This window comes from Streptomyces sp. NPDC047315, from assembly GCF_040643215.1.
GTDB lineage: Bacteria > Actinomycetota > Actinomycetes > Streptomycetales > Streptomycetaceae > Streptomyces.
Map to the genome: position 1 here is coordinate 184,666 of NZ_JBEYTZ010000001.1, position 25,108 is coordinate 209,773.

The following is a 25,108-nucleotide window of genomic DNA, read 5'->3' on the forward strand; positions in this document are numbered from 1 at the left end:
ACCCCAGGATAGGACGGGGTACGGGGAGCGGGCAGCCCGGCGGTGCGCCCCGTTCACCCACTCGGGTCGCGCCCCCGCGCCCCCTGCCCGGCCCACGCCCCGCGTCGCTCAGCGGTTGCGGCGGGTGACGAACTCCGCCAGCGCCAGCAGGTCGCCCGCCGCCGCCAGGTCCGGCACGGCCCGCGACAGCTCGTGGACCGCCCGCGCCATCCGGTCCGACGCCTGTTCCTGCGCCCAGTCACGGCCGCCGGCCCGGTCGACGGCGTCCGCGGCGCGCGCCACCGCCGCGCCGGTCAGCGGCCCCCGGTACAGCTCCGCCAGCTCCGCGCCCGCCGGGGTGCCCGAGGTGAGCGCCGCCACCACGGGCAGGGACTTCTTGTGCGCGGCGAGGTCGGCCCCGGCCGGCTTTCCGGTGCGCCCCGGGTCGCCCCAGATCCCGATCAGGTCGTCGATGAGCTGGAAGGCGAGTCCGGCCTCCCGCCCGAAGGCGTCCATGGCAGCGGCCTCCTCCGGCCCCGCGCCGGCGTACAGCGCCCCGATCGCACAGGAGCACCCCAGCAGCGCGCCCGTCTTCGCGGTCGCCATGGTCAGGCACTCGTCGAGCAGGACGTCCTCCGGGGCGCGCTCCTCGAAGGCGCAGTCCGCCTGCTGCCCCGCGCACAACTCGATCACGCAGCCCGCCAGCCGGTGCGCGGCCTCGACCGCCGCCGGGTGGCCGTCCTCGGCCAGCATGCGGTGCGCGAGGGCGAGCATCGCGTCACCGGCGATGATGGCGTCCGCGGTGCCGAAGGCGGCCCAGGCCGTGGCGCGGTGCCTACGGGTCGCGTCCTCGTCGATGACGTCGTCGTGGAGCAGGGTGAAGTTGTGGACCAGCTCCACGGCCGCGGCGGCGCCGACCGCGGGCTCCGCCGGCCCGCCGAACGCGTCCGCCGCGGCCAGCACCAGGGCCGGCCTGATCGCCTTGCCCCCGAAGCCGGCGCCGGGGGCTCCGGGGACGCCGGGCGAGTCGGGCGAGCCGGGCACCATGGGGTCGCCGGCCCCGTGTTCGTGCTCCTCCCAACCGAAGTGGTACGCCGCGACGCGACGCAGCGCGCGGGGCAGGGTCCCCACGGCCGCCCGCAGCCGCGGGTCGACCAGTGCGCGGGTGCGTTCCAGCAGCGCCAGCGCCTCCCGGGCGCCGACGGCCTCCGACATGGTCAATGAGCGGTCCTTTCCCAGATGATTCCCCGTGGCCCGGGTGATCCCGGGTGAGTCGACGACGAGACGTTCGCGTCGGAACGCTCAGCCCCAGCGCCCCACCTCCACGTTCTCCAGCACCTAGTCCCCGGCGCGCGCCGTCTGACCTGCCTGGGGAGAGCGTTTCAGCGCATGAAGTGCCGGCGCCATTACCCGAATTGATGGGACTAGATCAGCCCCGGCGGGGCACATCCCACGGAATTTCGCAATCCGCCAGGTGGGGCGATCAGAGCTGACCGGATCGGCTCGCACACGTTCCGAACAGCCGGCGGGGCCGTGTGGCCGGGGTAGGTAGGCCGATACGGAATTCTCCGTACCTCATCTCCGAGCACTCATCACCAGCACGCATCACCAGCACTTGTCTCCGAGCATTCATTCGTCTCCAACGTTCTCCGAACCCCTCCTCTCCTCGTACCTCCAGGGAGTCGCCATGTCCTCACCCATGTCCGCCAGCCGGTTCCTCGAAGCGCTGCAGGACGAAGGGCTCAGGGTCGTCCAGGTCGGTGAGTGGCGCACGCACAACCGCAACCACAAGGGCCCCTGGGGGCCGGTGCACGGCGTGATGATCCACCACACGGTCACGAAGGGGACCGCCCTGACGGTGGCCCTGTGCCGCGACGGCCGCCCCGACCTTCCGGGCCCCCTCTGCCACGGCGTCATCGCCAAGGACGGCACCGTCCACCTCGTCGGCTACGGCCGGGCCAACCACGCCGGACTCGGCGACGACGACGTGCTGCGCGCCGTCATCGCCGAGAAGGCGCTCCCCGCGGACAACGAGGCCAACACCGATGGGAACAGCCATTTCTACGGATTCGAGTGCGAGAACCTGGGCGACGGCAAGGACCCCTGGCCGGAGGCCCAACTGGAGGCGATCGAGAAGGCGTCCGCCGCGATCTGCCGGGTGCACGGCTGGAACTCGCGCTCGGTGATCGGGCACCTGGAGTGGCAGCCGGGGAAGGTCGACCCCCGCGGCTTCACCATGGACGCGATGCGCGCCCGCGTCCACGACCGTCTGAAGTAGGCCCCGGGGCCCCGGGCGCGGTCGCCGCCCGGGGCCGCCGCCGGGGCCACTGTCCGACGGCCCCGTCCCGGGGTCTCGCCCGGGGGCCGTTGTCAGACCTCGGGGCCACAATGGGGTCCATGTCGCCACAGGTGTTCGATCCCGCCGCCGCACTGCGGCCCCGGCTGCCGTCGCCGCTGCAGCCGGTCGAGGACGAGCGCTTCGCGCGCCGGGGCGTGCGCCTGCTGCTCAAGCGGGACGACCTGATCCACCCCGACCTGCCGGGGAACAAATGGCGGAAGCTGGCGCCGAACCTGACCGCAGCGGCCGGCCGCCCGCTGCTGACCTTCGGCGGCGCGTTCTCGAACCACCTGCGGGCGACCGCCGCCGTGGGCCGCCTCCTCGGCGTGCCGACGATAGGCGTGGTCCGCGGCCACGAGCTCGCGGACCGCCCTTTGAACGACTCTCTGGCCCGCTGCGCGGCGGACGGCATGCGCCTGATGTTCGTGGACCGTACGACCTACCGGGCGAAGGCCGACCCGGCGGTGGTGGCGCGCGTGATCGCCACGGCCGGCGGGATACCGGACTCGGTGTACGTGGTCCCGGAGGGCGGCAGCAATGCGCTCGCCGCCCGCGGCTGCGTCGACCTGGGCCGGGAGCTGCGGGGCGCGGCGGACGTCGTCGCCGTCGCCTGCGGCACCGGGGGCACCGTCGCCGGGCTGGCCGCGGGGCTCGCCCCCGGGCAGCGGGCCGTCGGCTTCCCGGTGCTCAAGGGCGGCTTCCTCACCGCGGACGTGGAGCGCCTCCAGCACGATGCCTTCGGGGGCCGCCGCGGCGACTGGTCCTTGGACGACCGCTTCCACGGCGGCGGATACGCCCGCATACCGTCCGAGCTCCATCGATTCGCTGACGAGTTCGAAACGCGCCACGGACTGCCCCTGGAGCGACTGTATGTGGCCAAAATGCTGCACGGTTTGACCGAGCTCGCGGCCGAAGGCGCCTTCCCGCCGGGGACGGCCGTCGCCGCCGTCGTCACCGGTGCCCCCGCCCCGCCCGCTCGGGAAGGGCCGCGGGAGCGACTGCGGGACGCGGATCAGTCGTCGCCCTCGCGGTAGGCCGCCGCCTCCTCCAGGTCCAACCGGAACAGCAGCGTGCGCATCATCTCGTCGTCGATGCGCCGCTCGTCCCGCAGCCGTACGAAGACCTCCCGCTCCGTGCCGATCATCTCGCGGGTCAGCCTGCGGTAGGTGTCGTCGGCGGACTCACCGGTCTCCACGTTCACCGTGCCGAGCCGCTCCCAGACCGAGTTCCGCCGCCGTTCCATCACCGTCCGCAGCCGGTCGGCCAAGGGCTCCGGCAGGGCGTTGCGCGGATCCGTCAGCAGCTCGTCCAGGCGTCGGTCGGCCGCCGCGGACGCCTCGCTCTGCGCCTGCGCCTCGGCGAGCGTGTCCGCGTACGCGTCACGCTGCGGCAGCCGCAGCGCCCTGATCAGCGCCGGCAGCGTCAGCCCCTGCACCACCAGCGTCCCGATGACCGTGGTGAAGGTCAGGAAGAGCACCAGGTTCCGGGACGGGAAGGGGTCCCCGGACGCGGTGGTCAGCGGCACGGAGAACGCGATGGCCAGCGAGACCACCCCGCGCATCCCGGCCCAGCCCACGATCGTCGGCGCCTTCCAGTCCACCCCGGGTTCCCGGTCCCTGATCCGGGAGGACAGCCGCCGGGGCAGGAACGTCGCGGGGAAGACCCAGACGAACCGCACCACGACCACGAACACGAAGACCCCGACCGCGTACGCCAGTGCCTGGCCGACGCCGTAGTGCCCGAGCCCCTTGAGGACGTACGGCAACTGCAACCCGATCAGCGCGAAGACGGCGGACTCCAGGACGAACGCGACCATCCGCCACACCGCGCCTTCCTGGAGCCGGGTGGCGAAGTCGACCTGCCAGGACCGGTGCCCCAGGTAGAGCCCGACCACGACCACCGCCAGCACCCCGGAGGCATGGACCTGCTCGGCCGCCGCGTACGCGACGAAGGGGATCAGCAGCGACAGGGTGTTCTGGAGCAGCGCTTCCTTCAGATGGGTGCGCAGCCAGTGGATCGGGACCATCAGCAGCAGTCCGACCCCGACGCCGCCGAGCGCGGCGAGGGCGAACTCCGCGATGCCCTCGACCCAGGTCGCGCCCTCCCCGACGGCCGCCGCGACCGCGACCCGGTACGCGGTGATCGCGGTGGCGTCGTTCACCAGGGACTCGCCCTGGAGGATCGTGGTGATCCGGTTCGGCAACCCCAGCTTGCGGGCGATGGCGGTGGCGGCGACCGCGTCCGGCGGCGCGACGATCGCGCCCAGCACCAGCGCCGCGGTCAGCGGCAGTTGCGGGATCAGCAGGTGGGTCAGCCAGCCGACGGCGAGCGTGGCGAACAGGACGTAGCCGATGGACAGCAGCGCGACCGGGCGCGCGTTGGCCCGTAGGTCCAGGTACGAGCTGTCCAGGGCGGCCATGTGCAGCAGCGGCGGCAGCACCAGCGGCAGCACGACGTGTGGATCGAGGGTGTAGTCGGGGACCCCGGGCAGGTAGCCGGCGAGCAGCCCCGCGGCGACGAGCAGCAGCGGGGCGGGGACGGGGGTCCGTCGGGCGGCGCCGGCGACCGCGGCGCTGGCCGCGATCAGTGCCACCAGTGGCAGTGCTTCCATGCGCCTTCCTCCTGCCGCCCGCAGCATGCGGCCCCGCTCGACGACCGCGGCGCCGCTCGACGCGAAGGCGCCGCTCGACGCGAAGGTGCGGCCCATCCGCCGTAACGTGGCCATCATGAGCGAGTGCCCGCACACAGCGGCTCTGCCCCGCCCGGAGCCGTCGGCCCAGTCCGAAACCTGCCCCGAGTGCGTGATCGCCGGGACACAGCCCGTGCACCTGCGGCTGTGCCTGGTCTGCGGTCACGTGGGCTGCTGCGACTCGTCCCCGCTGCGGCACGCGAGCGCGCACTTCAGGGAGACGGGTCACCCCGTGATGCGCAGCTTCGAGCCCGGCGAGGACTGGCGCTGGTGCTTCGTGGACGCGGCGCTGGTGTAGGACGCACTCCCCCGTGCCCGCCGGGCACGGGGGAGGAACTGCGCGACAAGCTGCGGACGGGCCGCAGACGCAACGGCACAGCTCGCCGCACGGCGAAACCGCGGGTTCGGTGGGGCGTCTCGTGGGTACGTCAACCCTTCACCGGTTGCCTGGAATTGCGTGCCGCAGACCTCTAGCCACTGTGTGTACTCATATGCCTACCATGAGTGACAGTGACCATAGGGGGCCCTGCGACAGGGCACCATGGATCGCGATAGCGTCGCCGGGCCGGTACCGGCTGCGCGCGGAAGTCGACCGGTCTTCGTACCGGACCGCGTAACCGACGGCCCCGGGACCTTCCTCCCGCGGCCCCGAAAGAGCATGTGTCACCTTGGAGGTGAGGGTGTCCCAGATCGCAGGCGAGCCCGGGACCCAGGACTTCGTGGAAGTCCGGCTGCCCGCTGCGGGTGCTTATCTGTCCGTGCTGCGTACGGCCACCGCCGGTCTCGCAGCGCGCTTGGACTTCACCCTCGACGAGATCGAGGATCTGCGGATCGCGGTCGACGAGGCGTGCGCGATCCTGCTCCAGCAGGCCGTCCCCGGCTCGGTCCTGAGCTGTGTGTTCCGGCTCATCGACGACTCCTTGGAGGTCACGGTCTCCGCGCCGACGACCGACGGCCGGGCCCCCGAGCGCGACACCTTCGCCTGGACGGTGCTCTCCGCGCTCGCCGGCAAGGTGAACTCGTCGGTGGCCGACGACCGCACGGTCTCCATCAGCCTGTACAAACAGCGCGGCGCGGGACCCGGGCCGGCGTGAGGAACGGGGACGGTCCGGTGTGGGACGAGGACGGTCCGGGACGGGACACCAGGCGGGACGGACGACCGGCCCGGCGGGAGGACGGGGAGCGGGACGGGCAGCCCGCGGCCCCCGGCATCCCCGGGCAGCAGGTCCGACCGCTCCCGGTCGAAGGACCCGACGTCGAGGCACTCGACGGCGAGGTGCCCGGCGGTGCGGAACCGAGCGGCCGACGGGCCGCGGCGGAGCAGGAGGCGGGGGCTGCCATTGCGGCGGAGCCCGGGGCGAGGGCGGACCACATGAGCGAGCAGCAAGAGCAGGCGCACGACAGCCGACCGGACCACCACCACGACCCCAACGAGGACGGCCGGCGCGAGGGCCCGTCCGAGCAGCGCGACGCGAGCCCGAACGAGAACCGGAGCGGGGATCGGAGCGAAGCCCGGAACGAGAGCCGCAACGAGGGCCGGCGCGAGCAGTCGGGCGCCTCGGAAGGCCAGGACCGCGGCGGTGCGCGCGCCCTCTTCGTCGAGCTGCGCAAGCTGCCCGACGGCTCTGAGGAGCGCGCCGAGCTGCGCAATCGGCTGGTGCGGATGCACCTCCCGCTGGTCGAGCACCTGGCCCGCCGGTTCCGCAACCGCGGCGAGCCCCTGGACGACCTCACCCAGGTCGCGACGATCGGCCTGATCAAGTCCGTGGACCGGTTCGACCCGGAGCGCGGCGTGGAGTTCTCCACGTACGCGACCCCCACGGTCGTCGGCGAGATCAAGCGGCACTTCCGCGACAAGGGCTGGGCGGTGCGGGTGCCCCGCCGCCTCCAGGAGCTGCGGCTCGCCCTGACGACGGCGACCGCGGAGCTCTCCCAGCAGCACGGCCGCTCCCCCACGGTGCACGAGCTCGCCGAGCGGCTGAGCATCTCGGAGGAGGAGGTCCTGGAGGGCCTGGAGTCGGCGAACGCGTACTCCACGCTGTCCCTGGACGTCCCCGACACGGACGACGAGTCCCCGGCCGTCGCCGACACCCTCGGCGCCGAGGACGAGGCCCTGGAGGGCGTGGAGTACCGGGAGTCGCTGAAGCCGCTGCTGGAGGACCTGCCGCCGCGGGAGAAGCGGATCCTGCTGCTGCGCTTCTTCGGCAACATGACCCAGTCGCAGATCGCGCAGGAGGTCGGCATCTCCCAGATGCACGTGTCGCGCCTGCTGGCGCGGACCTTGGCCCAGCTGCGGGAGAAGCTCCTCGTGGAGGAGTGACGTTCGGCCCGCGCGGGCCGGAGCGCGTCAGCTCTGCGGGCCGCGGATGCCGAGCGCCCGGGTCGTCGCCGGGTTCACCAGCAGCACCAGACCGGAGACCGCGACCACCGCGAGCACCATCCCGACCGGGATCAGCGCACCGCTCGACCTCAGCAGCGTCCACGCGGGGATCAGCGCCATCAGGTGCGTGATCAGCGCGGGTCCCCGGCTCCAGCTGCGCTGGAGCAGCAGCCCGCGCGCGGCCACCAGCGGCAGGGCGCCCAGGGCGATCATGGTGAGCCCGCCCATCTCCGCCTGGGACGGGCTCTCCGGCCGGCCCAGGAGCCCCATCACGAGCATGTAGACGCCGTACGCGACCAGCGCCAGACCTTCCAGGCCGGACGTCGCCGCGGCGGCGGCCAGGCGGGCGGGGCGGGGGCTCGGGGCATCACTCACCCCGCCAGGGTAGCCGCCGCACCCGGCCGCCCCGCCCGCCGACCCCGACCCCGCCCCAACCCCGCTGGGTGCAGAACGGTGCGAGGGGTCCGGGGGTGGGACCGGTACTCCCGGCTAGGTACGCTGCACCCCATGCGTGCACTCCTCGTGGTCAACCCGGCAGCAACCACCACCAGTGCTCGTACGCGCGACGTACTGATCCACGCCCTTGCCAGCGAGATGAAGCTGGACGCGGTGACGACGGAGTACCGCGGCCACGGCCGGGACCTGGCGCGGCAGGCGGCGGACTCGGGCGAGGTGGACCTCGTCGTCGCGCTCGGCGGCGACGGCACCGTCAACGAAGTCGTCAACGGACTGCTCCACGACGGCCCCGAGCCGGACCGGCTGCCGCGGCTCGCCGTCGTGCCCGGCGGCTCGACGAACGTCTTCGCCCGCGCGCTCGGTCTGCCCAACGACGCCGTCGAGGCGACCGGCGCGATTCTGGACGCGCTGAACCGCAAGAGCGAACGAACGGTCGGCCTGGGGCTGGCCTCGGGCACCAAGGGCACCGCCGACGAAGGCGTGCCCGAACGCTGGTTCACCTTCTGCGCGGGATTCGGTTTCGACGCGAGCGTGATCGGCCGGGTCGAACAACAGCGGGAACTGGGAAAGCGCTCCACGCATCCTCTTTACGTGCGGCAGGTGGTGCGCCAGTTCCTGCGCTACCCGCACCGCCGGCAGGGCACGATCGAGCTGCGGCGCCCCGGCCACGACCCGGTGACCGACCTCGTGGTGTCCATAGTCGCGAACACCTCTCCCTGGACCTACCTGGGCAATCGCCCGATCTACGTCTCCCCCCGGGCCTCCTTCGACACCGGTCTGGACGTGCTCGGACTCTCCCGGCTGTCCACCGCCGCGGTCACCCGCTACGCCTCCCAGCTGCTGATGTCGACGCCCGAACGGGGCCCCCACGGCAAGCACGCGACCACGGTCCACGACATGGATGACTTCACCTTGAATTCAAAGGTTCCGCTCCCCTTTCAGATGGACGGAGACCACCTCGGACTGCGGACGAGCGTGACGTTCACAGGCGTACGCCGTGCACTGCGTGTGATTGTGTGAGTAGAAGGCCCGTAGCGCCTTTATCTCGAACGTACGGACTGCGATCCACCCCATGGAAGTACGGCTGTGACCTAGTCGACACCGAGGAATCAAAAAAAACTTTCCGGAAGGGGTTGTATCCGAAGCCGAGGTTTGCGAATCTCTTCATGGCGATCGGGACGGCCCGCAGGACCTCGGCCCCGCAGATCGCCAGAACCCCTCCCCTGAAGCCTGGACCTTCGTCGATGTGATGTTGGCGATCGCCCTTCCCTCGCGGGGGGATTCGTGAAAGCGTTCACATTCACAAGCACCTGCATGTCATACCAAGGAGAGGTAGCAGCCATGGACTGGCGTCACAACGCCGTTTGCCGCGAGGAAGACCCCGAGCTCTTCTTCCCCATCGGCAACACCGGTCCTGCGCTGCTGCAGATCGAGGAAGCCAAGGCCGTCTGCCGTCGCTGCCCCGTCATGGAGCAGTGCCTGCAGTGGGCGCTTGAGTCCGGCCAGGACTCCGGCGTCTGGGGTGGCCTCAGCGAGGACGAGCGCCGCGCGATGAAGCGCCGCGCCGCCCGCAACCGGGCGCGCAACGCCAGCGCCTGACCGCCACCGCGACGAGCCTGAGGCAACCGGGCGGCGCGTACGGAGCGTACGCAATCACCGCCCCCGAACCGCAGCGCGCAGTAGCAACAACCCACAGCATTCGAGCCCCGGAACGCATTCGAAACGTTCCGGGGCTCGCTGCTGCGTCGGCCCGGCCACCGCCCCGGTGGCCGGGCCGTCACCGTGGCCGGGCCGTCACTTCTTCTGTGCGCGCACCGGTACGTCGAGGACGACACGGGTGCCGCGGCCGGGCGCCGGCACCGGCAGCATGTCGAAGGTGCCGCCCAACTCCCCCTCCACCAGCGTCCGGACGATCTGGAGGCCGAGGTTTCCGGCGCGGTGGGCGTCGAAGCCCTCGGGCAGACCGCGGCCGTCGTCCTGCACGGTGATCAGCAGTCGGCTGTCGACGCGGGTCTCGCCGCGCACCGCCGACACCTCGACGGAGCCCCGCTCCCCCGCCGGGAAGGCGTGCTCCAGGGCGTTCTGGAGGACTTCGGTGAGCACCATCGACAGCGGGGTGGCGACCTCGGCGTCCAGGATGCCGAACCGGCCGGTGCGCCGGCAGTCGACCTTGCCGGGTGAGATCTCCGCCACCATCGCGATGACCCGGTCGGCGATCTCGTCGAACTCGACCCGCTCGTCCAGATTCTGGGACAGCGTCTCATGGACGATGGCGATGGAACCGACCCGGCGCACGGCCTCGTTCAGGGCCTCCCGGCCGCGCACGGAGTCCATCCGGCGCGCCTGGAGACGCAGCAGGGCCGCGACCGTCTGGAGGTTGTTCTTCACCCGGTGGTGGATCTCCCGGATGGTGGCGTCCTTGGTGATCAACTCGCGTTCGCGCCGGCGCAGTTCGGTGACGTCCCGGAGCAGTACGAGGGAGCCGATGCGGATGCCCTTGGGGTGCAGCGGGATGGTGCGCAGCTGGATCACCCCGCCGTTGCCCTCGACCTCGGTCTCCCGGGGCGCGTAGCCGCTGGCGAGCTTGACCATGGCCTCGTCCACCGGGCCGCGGGAGGGGGCGAGTTCGGCGGTGACCTGGCCGAGGTGGTGTCCGACGAGGTCGGAGGCGAGGCCGAGGCGGTGGTAGGCGGAGAGGGCGTTGGGGCTGGCGTACTGGACGACGCCCTCCGCGTCCAGCCTGATCAGTCCGTCGCCGACGCGGGGGGATGCGTCCATGTCGACTTGTTGCCCCTGGAAGGGGAAGGCGCCGGCGGCGATCATCTGCGCGAGGTCGGAGGCTGACTGGAGGTAGGTCAGCTCCAGCCGGGAGGGCGTGCGCACGGTCAGCAGGTTGGTGTTGCGGGCGATCACGCCGAGCACCCGGCCCTCGCGTCGCACGGGGATGGACTCCACGCGCACGGGCACCTCCTCGCGCCACTCTGGGTCGCCCTCGCGCACGATGCGGCCCTCGTCGAGGGCGGCGTCCAGCAGCGGGCGGCGGCCCCGGGGCACCAGGTGTCCGACCATGTCGTCCTGGTAGGAGGTCGGGCCGGTGTTGGGCCGCATCTGGGCGACGGAGACGTACCGGGCGCCGTCCCGGGTGGGCACCCACAGGACGAGGTCGGCGAAGGAGAGGTCGGAGAGCAGCTGCCACTCCGAGACCAGCAGGTGGAGCCATTCGAGGTCCGAGTCGCTGAGGGCGGTGTGCTGGCGTACGAGGTCGTTCATGGAGGGCACGTCTGCGAGCGTACCCGTGGCCGGTGGGGGAGATGAGAGGCCGGTGAGCTAGGGATGAGAGGTCGGATGAGACTTCAAACTGGTGCGGGCCTACGCATGGACATCCGCGAATGGTCTAGTCCACAATGAATGCATCAAGAGCTTCCGCCCTCCCCGCACAGGTGGGCGGAGTGAGGTCCGGCGTTCTCTGCCCTGACTGCGCCGAGTCCTCCCCAACGGCCGCGCGAGCCCGCACACTCGCCCGGTCGAAGCACTCCGGGCTGCGGTGCCGGGCGGGTTGAGGGTCCTGCCAGGCGCCGCGGCCCGCGGGTTTTTCCGTACCCCTCCGGGACCGCCAGCACCTACGCGGAAGGCACCGGCCAGGCGCGCAGTGCGGTCTCCACCACGGCCTCCAGCTCGCCGCGGCCCGCCCCGTCCCGCGCCTGGAGCGACATCCCCTGGAGCACGGCCCCGACGAAGCGCGCGAGCGCGGTCACGTCGGTGTCCGCCGGCAGCACCCCGGCCGCCACGTCGGTCCGCACCCGATCCTCGAAGAGCGCGAGATTGGCGTTGCGCCGGTCCCGCAGGGACGCCATGACCTCGCCGTCCGCGCAGGTGAGCGCGGCGCTGATGACCAGGCAGCCGGGCGGGTGCGCGGGGTCGGTGTAGTCGGCGGCCAATGCGCGCAGCAGCTCGGCGAAGGCGTCACGGGCGGTCGGGGCGGCGTCCAGGTCGACCGGTCGGGCGGCCGTGTACGCCTCGACGACCTCGGCGAACAGGGCGCGCTTGTCGCCGAAGGCGGCGTACAGGCTCGGCGGACCGATACCCATGGCCTTCGTGAGGTCCGCGATGGAGGTCGCCTCGTAGCCGTGCTCCCAAAAAGCCCGGGTGGCCTGCTGAAGAGCCGTGTCCCGGTCGAAGGAGCGGGGTCGGCCGCGCTGTTTCGTCGCCATGCCGAATATTCTATAGCGATCGCTAGACAATCTGGTACGGTCACGCTCGTCGCCGTTGCGCGGCGGCACCAGACATCCAGGCACGGGGAGGCAGCATGTCCGGCAGGGGAACGCTCGACGGCAAGACGGCGCTGGTGACGGGGGCGAGCCGGGGCATCGGGCGCGGCATCGCGGTGCGGCTGGCCGAGGAGGGCGCCCGGGTCGCCGTCCACTACGGCACCAACGAAGCCGCCGCGCGGGAGACGGTCGCGGCCATCGAGGCGGCGGGCGGCACCGCCTTCGCCGTCGGGCAGGAGTTGGGGGTCCCCGGGGACGCCGCCGCGCTCTGGGCGGCGTACGACCGCCTCAGCGGCGGCGCGGGCCTCGACATCCTCGTCAACAACGCCGGCATCGGCATCTCCAGCCCCTTCGAGCAGATGCCGGAGGCGGAGTACGACGCACTCTTCGCGGTCAACGTGAAGGCGCCGTTCCACCTGGTCCGGGAGGGTCTGGACCGGCTGCACGACGGCGGGCGCATCATCAACGTGTCCTCCGGCCTGGCCCGCACCGCGGTGGAGCCCACCCTGATCGCCTACGCGATGACCAAGGGCGCCCTGGACGTCTTCACCCGCGACCTCTCCAAGCTGCTCGGCCCGCGCGGGATCACGGTCAACTCGGTCGCCCCCGGCATCATCGACACGGACCACACCGCGCCCAGGATCCGCGCCAGCGACGAGGCGTGGCAACAGGCGGCCTCGGTCGCGGCCCTGGGCCGCGTGGGCCGCCCCGACGACGTCGCGGACGTCGTCGCCTTCCTCGCCTCCGACGCCGCCCGCTGGATCACCGGGGGCTGGCTGGACGCGACCGGCGGCTCGTTGCTGTAGCTTCCGTGGCCGGACTCGTTGCCGTAGCTCCCTCAGCAGTGGCCGCAAAGGCCCCGCGGGCTCGCCTCAGCGGGTCTCGGTGACCTTTGCCAGGGCTCGGGGGGCGTCCGGGTCCTGGCCGCGGGCGATGGTGACCTCGTACGCCAGGAGTTGGAGCGGGAGGATCTCCACGATCGGCTGGAGCTCCTCCGGGAGGCCGTCCGTGGGCAGGACGAAGCCCGCGGACGCCTTCGCGACCTGGGCCGCCGGGCCGATCACCACCAGGTCGGCGCCCCGGCCGCGCAGGCGGTCCAGGACGGGCTGGAGGGCCGTGCCGCCCTTGCCGTCCGTGACGACGGCGATGACGGGCGAGATGTTGTCGACCATCGCGAGGGGACCGTGCAGCAGGTCCGCGCCGGAGTACGACAGCGCCGGGATGTAGCTCGTCTCCATGAGCTTGAGCGCGGCTTCCTTCGCCGTGGGGTAGCCGTAGCCGCGCGAGGTGATCACCATGCGTTCGGCGAAGCGGTAGCGGGAGGCGAGTTGGCGCACCTCGTCCTGGCGGTCCAGGACCTGCGCCGCGAGGTCGGGCAGCGCCTTGGCCGCCGTCGCGCCGTCGCCGCCCCGCAGGCCCTCGACGAAGAGGTACAGCGCCAGCAGGGACGCGGTGTACGTCTTGGTGGCCGGCAGCGCCTTCTCGGGGCCGGCGAGGACGTCGATGTGGAACTCGGAGACCGCGGCCAGCGGCGAGTCCGGGTTGTTGGTGACCGCGAGCGTCACCGCGCCCGCCTCGCGCGCCGCCCGGGTGGACGCCACCAGGTCCGGCGAGCCGCCGGACTGGCTCACGGTGATGACCAGGACGTCCCGCAGGTCCGGCTTGGCCCCGTACGCCGTCGTGGTGGACATGGACGTCAGCCCGCACGGCAGGCCGAGTTGGATCTCCAGCAGGTACTTCGCGTACAGCGCCGCGTTGTCGGACGTGCCGCGCGCGGTCAGCAGGACGAACCGCGGTGCGCGGGCGGCGATCGCCGCCGCCGTCTCACGGATGCGCGGCGCACCCCGCTCCAGGATGCGCCGCAGTACGGCGGGCTGCTCCGCCATCTCGCCGGACATGATCCGCCCGGGGCGCTCGCTGGCCGAGTGCGACGAAGGGGCAGGCATCTGGGGGCCTCCAACAGGCGTTCCGTGTGCCAGGGCCCCGGGCCCCCGGACGGGGTCACCCCGCCCGGAGCCGCCCGGGGCCCTGGCACAACACTCGGTCCGCCTCGGTCAGGCACCCGCTCCCTTGCCGGTGATGACCTCGGCGGCGGCGCGTCCGCAGACGCGGGACGCGCCATGGGTCGCGATGTGCAGCGCACCCCTCGGCCGTGACCTGTTGACGCCCATCTCGACGACGACCGTCTCCGGCCGGGCCGCGACCAGCGCGTCCAGTGCCTGCGCCATCCAGGGGTGGCGGTGGACATCACGTACTACTGCGACGATCCTACGGTCTGCCGCAGCCGCCAGCACGTCCCCGACCAGCTTCTCCGCGCCGCCGACAGCGCTCTCTGCGCCCTCTGCGTTCTCAAGCGTGTACGCGTCGCCCCGGGTGTCCGGGACCAGCGCGGTCAGCTCGCCCACCACGCCCCACGGCGTCTCGTCGCCGACGGCGATGTTCGCCTCGGCGGCGAAGGACGCGACGTACGGCGCCTCGGTGACGGGCTCGTACGGCCGCTCCCCCGCCGTGACGGCGACGGCGCGACGCGCGGCGACCAGGCCGACGTCGGAGCGGATGCCGGGCGCGGTCCCCTCCTGCGTCTCCGCGCCCGGCCCCGCGACGGCCTCCCGTGCCCGGCGCGTCCAGTCGGCGAGGGCGCGAACCCGCGCCGCCGCGTCGGCCAGCCGTTCCTCGGGCAGGTCGCCGTCCCGTACCGCAGTGACCAGCGCGTTGCGCAGCGCCACCACGGTCGCCTCGTCCGCGAGCCCGCCGCCGACGCAGATGGCGTCGGCGCCCGCGGCGATCGCGAGGACCGCCCCGCGCTCCAGGCCGTACGTCCCGGTGATGGCCTGCATCTCCAGGCCGTCGGTGACGATCAGGCCGTCGAAGCCCAGCTCCTCGCGGAGCAGTCCGGTGAGGATCCGCGGGCTCAGGGTGGCGGGCCGGTCGGCGTCGAGCACCGGCACCAGGATGTGCGCGCTCATCACGGCCTTGGTGCCGGCCGCGATCGCCTCGCGGAACGGCAGCAGGTCGCGGGCGTGCAGGGTGTCGAGGCCCACGTCGATGCGGGGCATCGCGAGGTGGGAGTCGACGTTGGTGTCGCCGTGGCCGGGGAAGTGCTTGACGCAGGCGGCGACGCCGGAGTCCTGCAGGCCCTGGACGTACGCCACGGTGTGCCGGGCGGCGAGCGCCGCGTCGGCGCCGAAGGAGCGGACGCCGATGACCGGGTTGTCCGGGTTGGCGTTGACGTCCGCGGACGGCGCCCAGTTGAAGTCGACGCCGCAGGCGGCGAGCCGGTGGCCCAGCTCGCGGGCGACGTCCCGCGTCAGCCCGGTGTCGTCGACCGTCCCGAGGGCGTAGTTCCCCGGGAAGGACGAGCCGCCCCGCACCTCCAGCCGGGTGACGTCCCCGCTCTCCTCGTCGATGGCGACGAGGAGGTCGTCGCGCTCGGCCCGCAGTTGGGCGTTGAGCGCGGTGAGCTGCTCGGGGGTGGTGATGTTGCGGCCGAAGAGTCCGACGCCGCCCAGTCCGTCGGCGATCTGTCGCAGCAGCCAGTCGGGGGCCGTGGTGCCCTCGAAACCGGGCTGGAGGACGGCGAGCGCGTCCCGGCTGAGCTGGTCGGTGGCCTTGAGGTCGTTCGTCGTGGTGGTCACCGCGCGTTATCCCTTCACAGCGCCGTCGGTGAGCCCCGAGACCGCCTTCCGCTGGAGGAAGACGAAGAGGATCAGGATCGGGATGGCGAAGAGCGAGGACGCGGCCATGGTGGCGCCCCAGTTGCTGCCGAAGACGGACTGGAAGCTGGACAGCCACAGCGGCAGGGTCTGGAACTCCACGTCCTTGTTGAGCACCAGGACGATCGCGTACTCGTTCCAGGCGGTGATGAAGCCGAACATCGAGGTGGCCATCAGACCGGGCGCCAGCAGCGGCAGGATCACCTTGAAGAACGCCTGTCCGCGGGTGCAGCCGTCGACCATCGCGGACTCCTCCAGCTCCTTGGGCACGGCGGCGACGAAGCCGCGCAGCGTGAGGAGGGTGAAGGGGAGGATGGAGACGGTGTAGAAGATGGTCAGCGGCACCAGGCTGTTGAGCATGTCGGCGTCGCGGGTGATGAAGTACAGCGAGATCACCATGACTTCCCAGGGCGCCATCTGGGCGATCATGAAGCCGATGATGAATCCGCGGCGACCCTTGAACTTCATCCGGGCCAGGGCGAAGGACGCGGCCAGCGCAATCATCAGCGCGAAGAGCACCGCGAGGATCGTGACCGTGAAGGAGTTGCGGACCAGGGTCCAGAAGTGGTCGGCCTCGATCGCGGTCTTGAAGTGCTGGATCGTCGGGTCGAGCGGGATCCAGACGGGAGTGTCCGCGACGATGTCCGTCGGCTTCTTGAACGCCGTGGCGAACATCCAGTACACGGGGAAGACGAGGCCCACGCAGAGCAGGACGGCCGTGACGTTGGGCCACACGCGGCCCAGCAGGGAACGCTTCATCGCTCGTCCTTCTCTTGCTTGAGAACGATCCGCAGGTGGAACGTCGTGATGAACAGCAGGATCACGATCGTGAGGATCGCAATGGCGGCGCCCATGCCGTAGTGCTGGTTGCCGATGCCCTCGACGTACGCGTACACGGGCAGGATCTCGGTGAGTCGGTCGGGGCCGCCCTGGTTGATGGCGAGGACCTGGGGCAGGGCCTTGAAGACCCAGATGATCTCCAGGAACGTCGTCGCGAGGAGGAAGGGCTTGAGGAACGGCAGGGTGACGGAGGTGAAGCTGCGCCACATGCCGGCGCCGTCCAGGGACGCGGCCTCGTACAGCTCCTTCGGGATCGTGGTGGTGGCCGCGTAGAGGTTGATCGCCACGAAGGGGATCGACTGCCACACGATCAGCAGGGTGATCACGAAGAAGGTGGAGAACTGGCTGCTGAACCAGTTGTAGTCCGCCATGCCGTCGAAGCCGATTTTGGCGAGGACCCAGTTGACGACGCCGAAGCGCTGGGCGAAGAGCCACTGGTAGACGGTGGTGGAGGCGATGACGGGCATGGCCCAGGCGAGGACGAGCGCGATCAGCAGGGCGACCCGCATCCGCTTGCCGAGCCGGGCGAGCAGCAGACCGACGAGGAGGCCCAGCACCATGATCAGCAGGACGTTGGCGCCCGTGAAGACCAGGGATCTGCCGGTGACCCGCCAGAAGTCGGAACCGGTGAGGATCTCCTTGTAGTTGTCGATCCCGTTCCACTCGGTGAGACGCTGGATCAGCTGTCTCATGTTGAGGTTCTGGAACGACAGCAGCAGGTTGTTGAACAGCGGCCACCCGAGGACGACGATCGTCACGCCGATCGCGGGGAGCATCAACAGATAGGGCAGGAGTGCGCCACCTCGGGACGCTGAGGGCTTGCCCTTGCCCTCGACGGAGACCTTCGATACCTCCGTCGGGCCTGATGGCGGCCTTTCGGTCTGCACGGTCATGCTCGTCATCTCTTCACTAGGCGCCGGGGGGAACGCAGTGGGCGGCCGGGGCGGGGGCGCTACGGGCCCCCGCCCCGGCCGCGAGCAGCATTACTGCTTCTGAGCCAGGCGCTTGTTGAAGTCGCCCTCGACCTGCTTGGCGGCGTCCGCCGGCGACTTACCGTTCAGCACGGCGGTCAGGTAGGTCTTGATCGGGTTCGGCGCGTTCTCGACCGCGGCCCACTCCGGGATCAGCGGGGTGGTGCCACCGACCTTGGCGGACGGCGCGGCGGCCTCGGCGACCGCGTTGCCCGTCAGGTTGGAGTTCAGCGACTCCTTGTTCGGGATGACGCCGCTGGCCTTGGACAGGCCGCCCATGTACTTGTCGGACAGCAGCAGCTTCAGGAACTCCTTGGCGAGCGCCTTGTTCTTGCTGCCTTCGGCGACGGCGAGGTTGGAGCCGCCGAGGAAGACGCCCTCGGGCTTGTCGACCGTCTCACCCGGGATGGTGAAGTAGCCGATCTCCTTCTCGATCTTCGGGTCGGCCTTGATGGCCGTACCGGCCTCCCAGCCCATGCCGATGAAGGCGCCGGTGTTGCCCTTGGCGAAGATCTCGGCCTGCTGCGGGGTGGCCTCGTCCTTGTCCTTGGGGGCCTGGGAGTACGCCTGGAGCTTCTTGTACTCCTCCGCCGCGGCGATGACCTTCGGGTCGGACAGGTTGGAGACGTACTTGTCGCCGTCCTTCTTCACCAGCTCGCCGCCCTGGCCGATGACGAGGCCGACGAAGTGGTACCAGTTCTGGCCGGGCAGGTAGATCGGCTCCTTGCCCTTGGCCTTGATCTTGTCCAGCGCGGCGTAGAACTCGGCGCGGGTCTTCGGCGGCGTGGTGACGCCGGCCTCGGCGAAGACCGACTTGTTGTAGATGACGACGCGGTTGGCGAACCACCACGGCGCCGCGTACTGCTTGCCGTCGAACTGTGCGCCCTCGTTGAAGTTGGCGGCCCAGTCCTTGCCGATCTCGTCCTTCAGGTCACCGAGGTCGGCGAGGCCGCCGCTCTTGGCGTACGCGGAGGTCTGGGTGTTGCCGATCTCGAAGACGTCCGGCGGGTTGTCCTCGGAGAGCGCGGTGGTGAGCTTCGGCTGGATGCCGGTCCACTGCTGCTCTTCGAACTTCAGCTTGGCGCCGGTCTTCTGCTCGAACTCGGTCGTGAGATCCTTGAGCCACTGGTCCGGCGTGGACCCGTCCATGGCCCAGAACGTCAGGGTCTTGCCCTTGAAGTCGTTCGGGTCGCCCGACCCGTTGTCATCCTTGTCGTCCGAACCGCACGCAGCAATGCTGACCAACATGCCCGCGACGCCGATCGCCGCGATGAGCTTGCGCTTCACGCCACCCTCCTAAGGGATGCCTGCCACCCCCGCCCACCACGAAGCCACACGTACGTCATACGCGAAGTACTACTGCCTGGGGCTGGGACCTGGTCTTTAATGGTTTAGACCAGTACCGGGAGCTTGGCCTAGACCTTTAGGGCTGTCAAGGCTCGATAAACCTGCCTATCCAGTCCGTTACCGGAACGACATCTGGGCATGATCCGGGCAGGGTTCGCCTGCTTCACCGCCCCGCGTTCCACCCGGGAACATGGACTAGACCAACCCTAGTGCCCACGGTGTATAAGAAGCAGTGGTGTCGCCCGGAACGGCGCCAGGAACTCGACCTGGCAGGAAGCCGGGGGACGACGAGGGTGACTCCCCGGGACCGGCCCGTGCCACGATGTGAGCCGCGACAGACGGAGGAGCCGGTGACGGCAGCAGCGCAAGCGCAGGAGTCGGGAAGGCGGGCCATGACGACGGACGGGGTGGGTACGGAGACCGAGGGCGGGACACAGACCCGCACGGCACGCGTGCCCAAGTACTACCGCCTGAAGCGACACCTGCTCGACATGACGGAGACCATGCCGCCGGGCACCCCCGTGCCCCCGGAACGCACGCTCGCCGCCGAGTTCGACACCTCCCGCACCACGGTGCGCCAGGCCCTCCAGGAGCTGGTCGTCGAGGGCCGGTTGGAGCGCATCCAGGGCAAGGGCACGTTCGTCGCCAAACCCAAGGTCTCCCAGGCGCTGCAACTGACCTCGTACACCGAGGACATGAAGGCCCAAGGGCTGGAACCGACGTCCCAGCTGCTGGACATCGGCTACGTCACGGCGGACGACACCCTCGCCGGGCTGCTGGACATCACCACCGGCGGCCGGGTGCTGCGGATCGAACGGCTCCGGCTGGCGAGCGGCGAGCCGATGGCGATCGAGACGACGCACCTGTCGGCGAAGCGCTTCCCGGCACTGCGGCGCAGCCTGGTGAAGTACACCTCGCTGTACACCGCGCTGGCGGAGGTGTACGACGTGCACCTCGCGGAGGCGGAGGAGACGATCGAGACGTCCCTCGCCACGCCGAGGGAGGCGGGGCTGCTGGGCACGGACGTGGGCCTGCCGATGCTGATGCTCTCGCGGCACTCGCTGGACGCGCGGGGGGAGCCGGTGGAGTGGGTGCGGTCGGTGTACCGGGGGGACCGGTACAAGTTCGTGGCGCGCCTCCGCCGCCCCCAGGACTGAGCCGAGCCCATCTCGAAGCCCCCCGGTCACCCCCGGGGGGCTTCGCGCTGCGCGCGCCCTGACATATCCGCCGTAGCCCTGCGGGCACGTTGGTCTCTGCGGGCCGTTCGTGGCTTGTCGCGCAGTTCCTCGCGCCCCTGACATATCCGCCGTTTCCCTGCGGGCACGTTGGTCTCTGCGGGTCGCCTGTGGTTGCTCGCGCAGTTCCGCCCCCTACGCCCAGAGGGCGTGGGGGGACCCCCAGCGCCCCTGTTGTGCTGACCCCCGTCACTCGTCTGCCAGTCTCGGAGGCGAAGCTGTGCGGCACGCCACGGACGGACCGCAGAGACCAACCGGCCCGCAGGGAAGCGGCGGGTGCGTCAGGGGGGCCCAAGAGGCCGCGCCGCAAGCCGCAGACGGGCCGCAGACGGGCCGCAGACGGGTCGCGGACGCGAGGGCGCGACACAACATGTGGGGGCTCCCTCCAACACCCGCCCCCACATGTATGCTCATCTCGCTGTCACCGCAGAGGAATCCGGTGCGAATCCGGAACTGTCCCGCAACGGTGTGCTTCGGCATGCTTCGTCACGCCGAGCGAGTCCGACCGTCTGCCGACAGCGCGCCCGGCTCGTCCGACCGGGTGCCCAGACGTCCGGGCCTCGCGGTTGGGCCGGTGGACGCCGTACGTGCTGCCGGCCTCGGAACGCTCCGGCCGCACGCTCCGGCACGCCCGCCCTCTCCCGCGCCGCCCGTGAGCCGAGCGAGGGAGAGCACCACGTGACCATCGCGCCAGCCGATCCGGCTTCAGGCACCGCCGAGCAGCTTCCCGGGCAGCCGATCCCGGCGACCCGGCCCACCGGGTCCACGCCCCCCGGACCAGCCGCCGCGGTGTCCGAGGACGGCCCGGGGACCGCGCTCCTGCGGACCCTGACCGACCTCACGGCCGATCTGCCGGACACCGACCCCGGCAGGGTCGCCGCCGCCGCGCTGCGCGGCCGGCACGCCGGATCGGACGCGGCCGAACTCCACGGGCTCGCCACCGACGCCGCCGCGGGCCTCATCTCCGAGGACCCCGCCTACTCGCGCCTCGCCGCCCGGCTGCTCGCCCGCACCATCGTCGCCGAGGCCGCCGGCCAGGGCTCCGTCTCGTTCTCCGACTCCGTCAAGGTCGGCCACGACGAGGGCCTGATCGCCGACCGCACCGCCGCGTTCGTCGCACTGCACGCGGAGCGCCTGGACGCCGCGATCGACCCCGTCGCCGACGACCGCTTCGGCTACTTCGGGCTGCGCACCCTCTACAGCCGCTACCTGCTGCGCCACCCCATCACCCGTCAGGTGATCGAGACCCCGCAGCACTTCATGCTCCGGGTGGCCTGCGGTCTGGCCGAGGACGACGGCGTACGCGCGCTGGACGAGGTCGTCTCGCTGTACGGGCTGATGAGCCGGCTCGACTACCTGCCCTCGTCGCCCACGCTCTTCAACTCCGGCACCCGCCACCCGCAGATGTCCTCCTGCTACCTGCTGGACTCCCCGCTGGACGAGTTGGACTCCATCTACGACCGGTACCACCAGGTCGCCCGGCTCTCCAAGCACGCCGGCGGCATCGGGCTGTCCTACTCCCGCATCCGCGCCCGCGGCTCCCTCATCCGCGGCACCAACGGCCACTCCAACGGCATCGTGCCGTTCCTGAAGACCCTGGACGCCTCGGTCGCCGCGGTGAACCAGGGCGGTCGCCGCAAGGGCGCCGCCGCGGTGTACCTGGAGACCTGGCACGCGGACATCGAGGAGTTCCTGGAGCTGCGCGACAACACCGGCGAGGACGCCCGGCGCACCCACAACCTCAACCTCGCGCACTGGATCCCGGACGAGTTCATGCGCCGGGTCGACCGGGACGCCGAGTGGTCGCTGTTCTCCCCCGCCGACACTCCCGAGCTGGTGGACCTGTGGGGCGAGGAGTTCGACGCCGCCTACCGGGCCGCCGAGGCGAAGGGCCTGGCCCGCAAGACCATGCCGGCCCGCGAGCTGTACGGCCGGATGATGCGCACCCTCGCGCAGACCGGCAACGGCTGGATGACGTTCAAGGACGCCGCCAACCGCACCGCCAACCAGACCGCCGAGAAGGGCCACACGGTCCACTCGTCGAACCTGTGCACCGAGATCCTCGAAGTCACCGACGACGGCGAGACCGCGGTCTGCAACCTGGGCTCGGTCAACCTCGGTGCGTTCGTCGCCGACGGCGACGTCGACTGGGAGCGGCTGGACGCCACCGTGCGCACCGCGGTCACCTTCCTCGACCGGGTCGTCGACATCAACTTCTACCCGACCGAGCAGGCCGGCCGCTCCAATGCCAAGTGGCGCCCGGTGGGCCTGGGCGCAATGGGCCTCCAGGACGTCTTCTTCCAGCTCCGGCTGCCCTTCGACTCCCCCGAGGCGCGCGCCCTGTCGACCCGGATCGCCGAGCGGATCATGCTCGCCGCGTACGAGGCGTCCGCCGAGTTGGCCGAGCGCCACGGCACCTTCCCCGCCTGGGAGAAGACCCGCGCCGCCCGCGGCGTGCTGCACCCCGACCACTACGGCACCGAGCTCAACTGGCCCGACCGCTGGGCCGCGCTGCGCGAGCGCGTCGCCCGCTCCGGGATGCGCAACTCGCTGCTGCTCGCGATCGCCCCGACGGCGACGATCGCGTCCATCGCCGGCGTGTACGAGTGCATCGAGCCGCAGGTGTCGAACCTCTTCAAGCGCGAGACCCTGTCGGGCGAGTTCCTCCAGGTGAACTCGTACCTGGTGGCCGACTTGAAGAAGCTGGGCGTGTGGGACGCCCAGACCCGGGAGGCGCTGCGCGACGCCAACGGCTCGGTCCAGGGCTTCTCCTGGGTGCCGGCCGAGGTCCGCGAGCTGTACCGCACGGCGTGGGAGATCCCGCAGCGCGGTCTGATCGACATGGCGGCGGCCCGCACCCCGTTCCTGGACCAGTCGCAGTCGCTGAACCTGTTCCTGGAGACGCCGACCATCGGCAAGCTCAGTTCGATGTACGCGTACGCCTGGAAGCAGGGCCTGAAGACGACGTACTACCTGCGCTCCCGCCCGGCGACCCGGATCGCCCGCGCCGCGAGCGGCAGCACGGCCGCCGCCGCACCCGTTCCCGCGCAGACCACCGCCGAAGAGGCGGTCGCCTGCTCCCTCGAAAACCCCGAGTCCTGCGAGGCCTGCCAGTAATGTCCGACACGTCCGCTGCCAAGCGCACCCAGAACCTGCTCGACCCGGGCTTCGAACTGACCCTGCGGCCCATGCGCTACCCCGACTTCTACGAGCGCTACCGGGACGCGATCAAGAACACCTGGACCGTGGAGGAGGTCGACCTCCACTCGGACGTCGCGGACCTCGCGAAGCTCACGCCGAAGGAGCAGCACCTCATCGGGCGGCTGGTCGCGTTCTTCGCCACCGGTGACTCGATCGTCGCCAACAACCTGGTGCTCACGCTGTACAAGCACATCAACTCCCCCGAGGCGCGGCTGTACCTGAGCCGTCAGCTCTTCGAGGAGGCCGTGCACGTCCAGTTCTATCTGACGCTGCTGGACACCTACCTGCCCGACCCGGAGGACCGTGCGGCGGCCTTCGCGGCGGTCGAGAACATCCCCTCGATCCGCGAGAAGGCGCAGTTCTGCTTCAAGTGGATCGACCAGGTCGAGAAGATCGACCGGCTGGAGACGAAGGCCGACCGCCGTCGCTTCCTGCTGAACCTGATCTGCTTCGCGGCCTGCATCGAGGGCCTGTTCTTCTATGGCGCCTTCGCGTACGTGTACTGGTTCCGCTCCCGCGGCCTGCTGCACGGCCTGGCGACGGGCACCAACTGGGTGTTCCGCGACGAGACCATGCACATGAACTTCGCGTTCGAGGTCGTCGACACCGTCCGCAAGGAGGAGCCGGAGCTCTTCGACGACGAACTCCGGCAGCAGGTCACCGACATGCTGAAGGAGGCGGTGGACGCGGAGCTGCAGTTCGGCCGCGACCTGTGCGGCGACGGGCTGCCGGGCATGAACACCGAGTCCATGCGCGAGTACCTCCAGTGCGTGGCCGACCAGCGGTTGGTCCGGCTGGGCTTCGCCCCGGTGTACGGCTCGGAGAACCCGTTCTCCTTCATGGAGCTGCAGGGCGTCCAGGAGCTGACGAACTTCTTCGAGCGCCGCCCCTCGGCGTACCAGGTCGCGGTGGAGGGCTCGGTCTCCTTCGACGACGAGTTCTGATCCCGTACGCAGACGCACGTGCGAACGCCCGACCGGGCAGTCCCGGTCGGGCGTTCGCATACGTGCTCAGATGCGTGGCGGCGTCCTAGTCGTTCGGGACGGTCTCGTACCGCGGCGTCCCCTCCGCCATCTGCTTCAGCGCGTCCTTGCGGTCCCGCTTCGACAGCCGGTCGATGTACAGCCGCCCGTACAGGTGGTCCGTCTCGTGCTGGAGGCAGCGGGCGAAGTACCCCGTGCCCTGCACGCGGATCGGGTTGCCCTGGAGGTCCCGGCCGCTGACGACCGCGTAGTCCGGGCGCGCCAGCGCCGCGTACGCCGTCGGGACCGACAGACAGCCCTCGTTGGACTCGTCCAGCACCCTGCGCTCCGCCGGCAGCTCCTCCAGGACCGGGTTGCAGACGACGCCGACGTGCCGCACGCCCTCGTCGTCGGGGCAGTCGTACACGAAGACCTTCAGGTCCACGCCGATCTGGTTCGCCGCGAGGCCGACGCCCTCCGCGGCGCGCTGGCTGGCGAACATGTCGTCGACGAGCGCCGCGAGCTCGTCGCCGAACTCGGTGACGTCCCGGCACTCCCGGTGGAGGACGGGGTTGCCGACGACCGTGATGGGACGGGAGGTGCCGCGCTCGCGGTGGGCCCGCTCGCGCTCCTCGCAGTCCTCCGTGTCGATGATGAAGTCGTCGACGACCGACTGCTCCGTGTCCTGCTGCGACGCCATGGTTCCTCGATACCCCGGTGATCTTCCTC

At 71.0% G+C, this 25,108-nt stretch carries 22 protein-coding genes and 1 riboswitch; of the genes, 11 read left to right on the top strand and 11 right to left on the bottom strand.

All coding sequences use genetic code 11. The annotated features are described in order from the left end of the window. Window positions 1-108 precede the first annotated feature (108 nt). Entirely contained in the window at window positions 109-1,194 is a 1,086-nt protein-coding gene (locus tag ABZ842_RS00830) for a polyprenyl synthetase family protein (protein ID WP_361529960.1), read from the bottom strand. Window positions 1,195-1,666: 472 nt separating this feature from the next. Between ABZ842_RS00830 and ABZ842_RS00835 the strand changes: the two genes are divergently transcribed. Both ABZ842_RS00835 and ABZ842_RS00840 read left to right on the top strand, forming a co-directional pair. Next, complete coding sequence (locus tag ABZ842_RS00835) at window positions 1,667-2,257, top strand: N-acetylmuramoyl-L-alanine amidase (protein WP_361529364.1); 591 nt, start codon at window positions 1,667-1,669, stop codon at window positions 2,255-2,257. A gap of 119 nt (window positions 2,258-2,376) precedes the next feature. After that, window positions 2,377-3,351 (top strand): pyridoxal-phosphate dependent enzyme, encoded by a 975-nt coding sequence (locus ABZ842_RS00840; protein ID WP_361529367.1) that lies wholly within the window; start codon window positions 2,377-2,379, stop codon window positions 3,349-3,351. Here ABZ842_RS00840 and ABZ842_RS00845 read toward each other — a convergent pair. Then, on the bottom strand, window positions 3,330-4,928 hold the full coding sequence (locus ABZ842_RS00845; RefSeq protein WP_361529370.1) for a Na+/H+ antiporter: 1,599 nt from the start codon (window positions 4,926-4,928) through the stop codon (window positions 3,330-3,332). The two genes, ABZ842_RS00840 and ABZ842_RS00845, sit on opposite strands and share 22 nt — an antisense overlap. Window positions 4,929-5,043: 115 nt before the next feature. On the opposite strand from ABZ842_RS00845, the gene ABZ842_RS00850 reads away from it, so the two are divergent. From ABZ842_RS00850 to ABZ842_RS00860, 3 genes are all read left to right on the top strand, one after another. Next, window positions 5,044-5,304: a UBP-type zinc finger domain-containing protein gene (locus ABZ842_RS00850; protein WP_361529963.1), complete on the top strand. Its 261-nt coding sequence runs from the start codon at window positions 5,044-5,046 to the stop codon at window positions 5,302-5,304. Between the two features lie 382 nt (window positions 5,305-5,686). Then, complete coding sequence (locus ABZ842_RS00855; protein WP_361529373.1) at window positions 5,687-6,100, top strand: anti-sigma regulatory factor; 414 nt, start codon at window positions 5,687-5,689, stop codon at window positions 6,098-6,100. Continuing rightward, complete coding sequence (locus ABZ842_RS00860; protein WP_361529376.1) at window positions 6,097-7,326, top strand: SigB/SigF/SigG family RNA polymerase sigma factor; 1,230 nt, start codon at window positions 6,097-6,099, stop codon at window positions 7,324-7,326. Before ABZ842_RS00855 ends, ABZ842_RS00860 begins: the two co-directional genes overlap by 4 nt. A gap of 27 nt (window positions 7,327-7,353) precedes the next feature. Here the strand turns inward: ABZ842_RS00860 and ABZ842_RS00865 are convergent, their stop codons facing one another. Further along, the gene (locus tag ABZ842_RS00865) at window positions 7,354-7,761 is read right to left on the bottom strand and encodes a hypothetical protein (RefSeq protein ID WP_361529379.1); all 408 of its coding nucleotides are present in this window, start codon (window positions 7,759-7,761) and stop codon (window positions 7,354-7,356) included. Window positions 7,762-7,893: 132 nt separating this feature from the next. On the opposite strand from ABZ842_RS00865, the gene ABZ842_RS00870 reads away from it, so the two are divergent. Both ABZ842_RS00870 and ABZ842_RS00875 read left to right on the top strand, forming a co-directional pair. Beyond that, complete coding sequence (locus tag ABZ842_RS00870) at window positions 7,894-8,862, top strand: diacylglycerol kinase family protein (protein ID WP_361529382.1); 969 nt, start codon at window positions 7,894-7,896, stop codon at window positions 8,860-8,862. Window positions 8,863-9,183: 321 nt separating this feature from the next. Continuing rightward, a complete protein-coding gene (locus ABZ842_RS00875) occupies window positions 9,184-9,441 on the top strand; it encodes a WhiB family transcriptional regulator (RefSeq protein ID WP_003953983.1) in 258 nt (85 codons plus the stop codon). A gap of 195 nt (window positions 9,442-9,636) precedes the next feature. Here the strand turns inward: ABZ842_RS00875 and ABZ842_RS00880 are convergent, their stop codons facing one another. Continuing rightward, on the bottom strand, window positions 9,637-11,112 hold the full coding sequence (locus ABZ842_RS00880) for a histidine kinase N-terminal domain-containing protein (protein WP_361529966.1): 1,476 nt from the start codon (window positions 11,110-11,112) through the stop codon (window positions 9,637-9,639). A gap of 350 nt (window positions 11,113-11,462) precedes the next feature. Continuing rightward, window positions 11,463-12,053: a TetR/AcrR family transcriptional regulator gene (locus tag ABZ842_RS00885; RefSeq protein WP_361529385.1), complete on the bottom strand. Its 591-nt coding sequence runs from the start codon at window positions 12,051-12,053 to the stop codon at window positions 11,463-11,465. A 95-nt stretch (window positions 12,054-12,148) separates the two neighbouring features. Here ABZ842_RS00885 and ABZ842_RS00890 point away from each other — a divergent pair, with 95 nt between their 5' ends. Next, entirely contained in the window at window positions 12,149-12,916 is a 768-nt protein-coding gene (locus ABZ842_RS00890; RefSeq protein ID WP_361529388.1) for an SDR family oxidoreductase, read from the top strand. 66 nt (window positions 12,917-12,982) lie between these two features. On the opposite strand, the gene ABZ842_RS00895 is transcribed toward ABZ842_RS00890, so the two are convergent. From ABZ842_RS00895 to ABZ842_RS00915, 5 genes are all read right to left on the bottom strand, one after another. Then, window positions 12,983-14,056 carry an SIS domain-containing protein gene (locus ABZ842_RS00895; protein WP_361529391.1) on the bottom strand — a complete coding sequence of 358 codons (1,074 nt, stop codon included), beginning with the start codon at window positions 14,054-14,056 and terminating at the stop codon, window positions 12,983-12,985. Between the two features lie 108 nt (window positions 14,057-14,164). Next, entirely contained in the window at window positions 14,165-15,745 is a 1,581-nt protein-coding gene (locus ABZ842_RS00900) for a glycoside hydrolase family 3 N-terminal domain-containing protein (protein ID WP_361529394.1), read from the bottom strand. A gap of 6 nt (window positions 15,746-15,751) precedes the next feature. After that, the gene (locus ABZ842_RS00905; protein ID WP_361529397.1) at window positions 15,752-16,582 is read right to left on the bottom strand and encodes a carbohydrate ABC transporter permease; all 831 of its coding nucleotides are present in this window, start codon (window positions 16,580-16,582) and stop codon (window positions 15,752-15,754) included. Beyond that, on the bottom strand, window positions 16,579-17,556 hold the full coding sequence (locus tag ABZ842_RS00910; RefSeq protein WP_361529400.1) for a sugar ABC transporter permease: 978 nt from the start codon (window positions 17,554-17,556) through the stop codon (window positions 16,579-16,581). The genes ABZ842_RS00905 and ABZ842_RS00910 overlap by 4 nt, the downstream gene beginning before the upstream one ends. 90 nt (window positions 17,557-17,646) lie before the next feature. Then, window positions 17,647-18,921: an extracellular solute-binding protein gene (locus tag ABZ842_RS00915; RefSeq protein ID WP_361529403.1), complete on the bottom strand. Its 1,275-nt coding sequence runs from the start codon at window positions 18,919-18,921 to the stop codon at window positions 17,647-17,649. Window positions 18,922-19,373: 452 nt separating this feature from the next. Between ABZ842_RS00915 and ABZ842_RS00920 the strand changes: the two genes are divergently transcribed. The 3 genes from ABZ842_RS00920 (at window position 19,374) to ABZ842_RS00930 (ending at window position 24,361) form a co-directional block, all read left to right on the top strand. Then, the gene (locus ABZ842_RS00920; RefSeq protein WP_361529406.1) at window positions 19,374-20,138 is read left to right on the top strand and encodes a GntR family transcriptional regulator; all 765 of its coding nucleotides are present in this window, start codon (window positions 19,374-19,376) and stop codon (window positions 20,136-20,138) included. A 509-nt stretch (window positions 20,139-20,647) separates the two neighbouring features. Beyond that, a riboswitch (cobalamin riboswitch) is annotated at window positions 20,648-20,722 on the top strand. 232 nt (window positions 20,723-20,954) lie between these two features. Next, window positions 20,955-23,333 carry a ribonucleoside-diphosphate reductase subunit alpha gene (locus tag ABZ842_RS00925; RefSeq protein WP_361529969.1) on the top strand — a complete coding sequence of 793 codons (2,379 nt, stop codon included), beginning with the start codon at window positions 20,955-20,957 and terminating at the stop codon, window positions 23,331-23,333. Beyond that, window positions 23,333-24,361, top strand: coding sequence for a ribonucleotide-diphosphate reductase subunit beta (locus ABZ842_RS00930; protein WP_361529409.1), 1,029 nt, complete (start codon window positions 23,333-23,335; stop codon window positions 24,359-24,361). The genes ABZ842_RS00925 and ABZ842_RS00930 overlap by 1 nt, the downstream gene beginning before the upstream one ends. An 85-nt stretch (window positions 24,362-24,446) precedes the next feature. Here the strand turns inward: ABZ842_RS00930 and def are convergent, their stop codons facing one another. Then, window positions 24,447-25,079 (bottom strand): peptide deformylase, encoded by a 633-nt coding sequence (gene def, locus ABZ842_RS00935; RefSeq protein WP_361529412.1) that lies wholly within the window; start codon window positions 25,077-25,079, stop codon window positions 24,447-24,449. Window positions 25,080-25,108 lie beyond the last annotated feature (29 nt).

Coding starts and splice junctions, on each gene's coding strand:
- ABZ842_RS00830 (WP_361529960.1), bottom strand. CDS start 1,194: ATGTCGGAGGCCGTCGGCGCCCGGGAGGCGCTGGCGCTGCTGGAACGC.
- ABZ842_RS00835 (WP_361529364.1), top strand. CDS start 1,667: ATGTCCTCACCCATGTCCGCCAGCCGGTTCCTCGAAGCGCTGCAGGAC.
- ABZ842_RS00840 (WP_361529367.1), top strand. CDS start 2,377: ATGTCGCCACAGGTGTTCGATCCCGCCGCCGCACTGCGGCCCCGGCTG.
- ABZ842_RS00845 (WP_361529370.1), bottom strand. CDS start 4,928: ATGGAAGCACTGCCACTGGTGGCACTGATCGCGGCCAGCGCCGCGGTC.
- ABZ842_RS00850 (WP_361529963.1), top strand. CDS start 5,044: ATGAGCGAGTGCCCGCACACAGCGGCTCTGCCCCGCCCGGAGCCGTCG.
- ABZ842_RS00870 (WP_361529382.1), top strand. CDS start 7,894: ATGCGTGCACTCCTCGTGGTCAACCCGGCAGCAACCACCACCAGTGCT.
- ABZ842_RS00875 (WP_003953983.1), top strand. CDS start 9,184: ATGGACTGGCGTCACAACGCCGTTTGCCGCGAGGAAGACCCCGAGCTC.
- ABZ842_RS00880 (WP_361529966.1), bottom strand. CDS start 11,112: ATGAACGACCTCGTACGCCAGCACACCGCCCTCAGCGACTCGGACCTC.
- ABZ842_RS00885 (WP_361529385.1), bottom strand. CDS start 12,053: ATGGCGACGAAACAGCGCGGCCGACCCCGCTCCTTCGACCGGGACACG.
- ABZ842_RS00890 (WP_361529388.1), top strand. CDS start 12,149: ATGTCCGGCAGGGGAACGCTCGACGGCAAGACGGCGCTGGTGACGGGG.
- ABZ842_RS00895 (WP_361529391.1), bottom strand. CDS start 14,056: ATGCCTGCCCCTTCGTCGCACTCGGCCAGCGAGCGCCCCGGGCGGATC.
- ABZ842_RS00905 (WP_361529397.1), bottom strand. CDS start 16,582: ATGAAGCGTTCCCTGCTGGGCCGCGTGTGGCCCAACGTCACGGCCGTC.
- ABZ842_RS00910 (WP_361529400.1), bottom strand. CDS start 17,556: ATGACCGTGCAGACCGAAAGGCCGCCATCAGGCCCGACGGAGGTATCG.
- ABZ842_RS00920 (WP_361529406.1), top strand. CDS start 19,374: ATGACGACGGACGGGGTGGGTACGGAGACCGAGGGCGGGACACAGACC.
- ABZ842_RS00930 (WP_361529409.1), top strand. CDS start 23,333: ATGTCCGACACGTCCGCTGCCAAGCGCACCCAGAACCTGCTCGACCCG.
- def (WP_361529412.1), bottom strand. CDS start 25,079: ATGGCGTCGCAGCAGGACACGGAGCAGTCGGTCGTCGACGACTTCATC.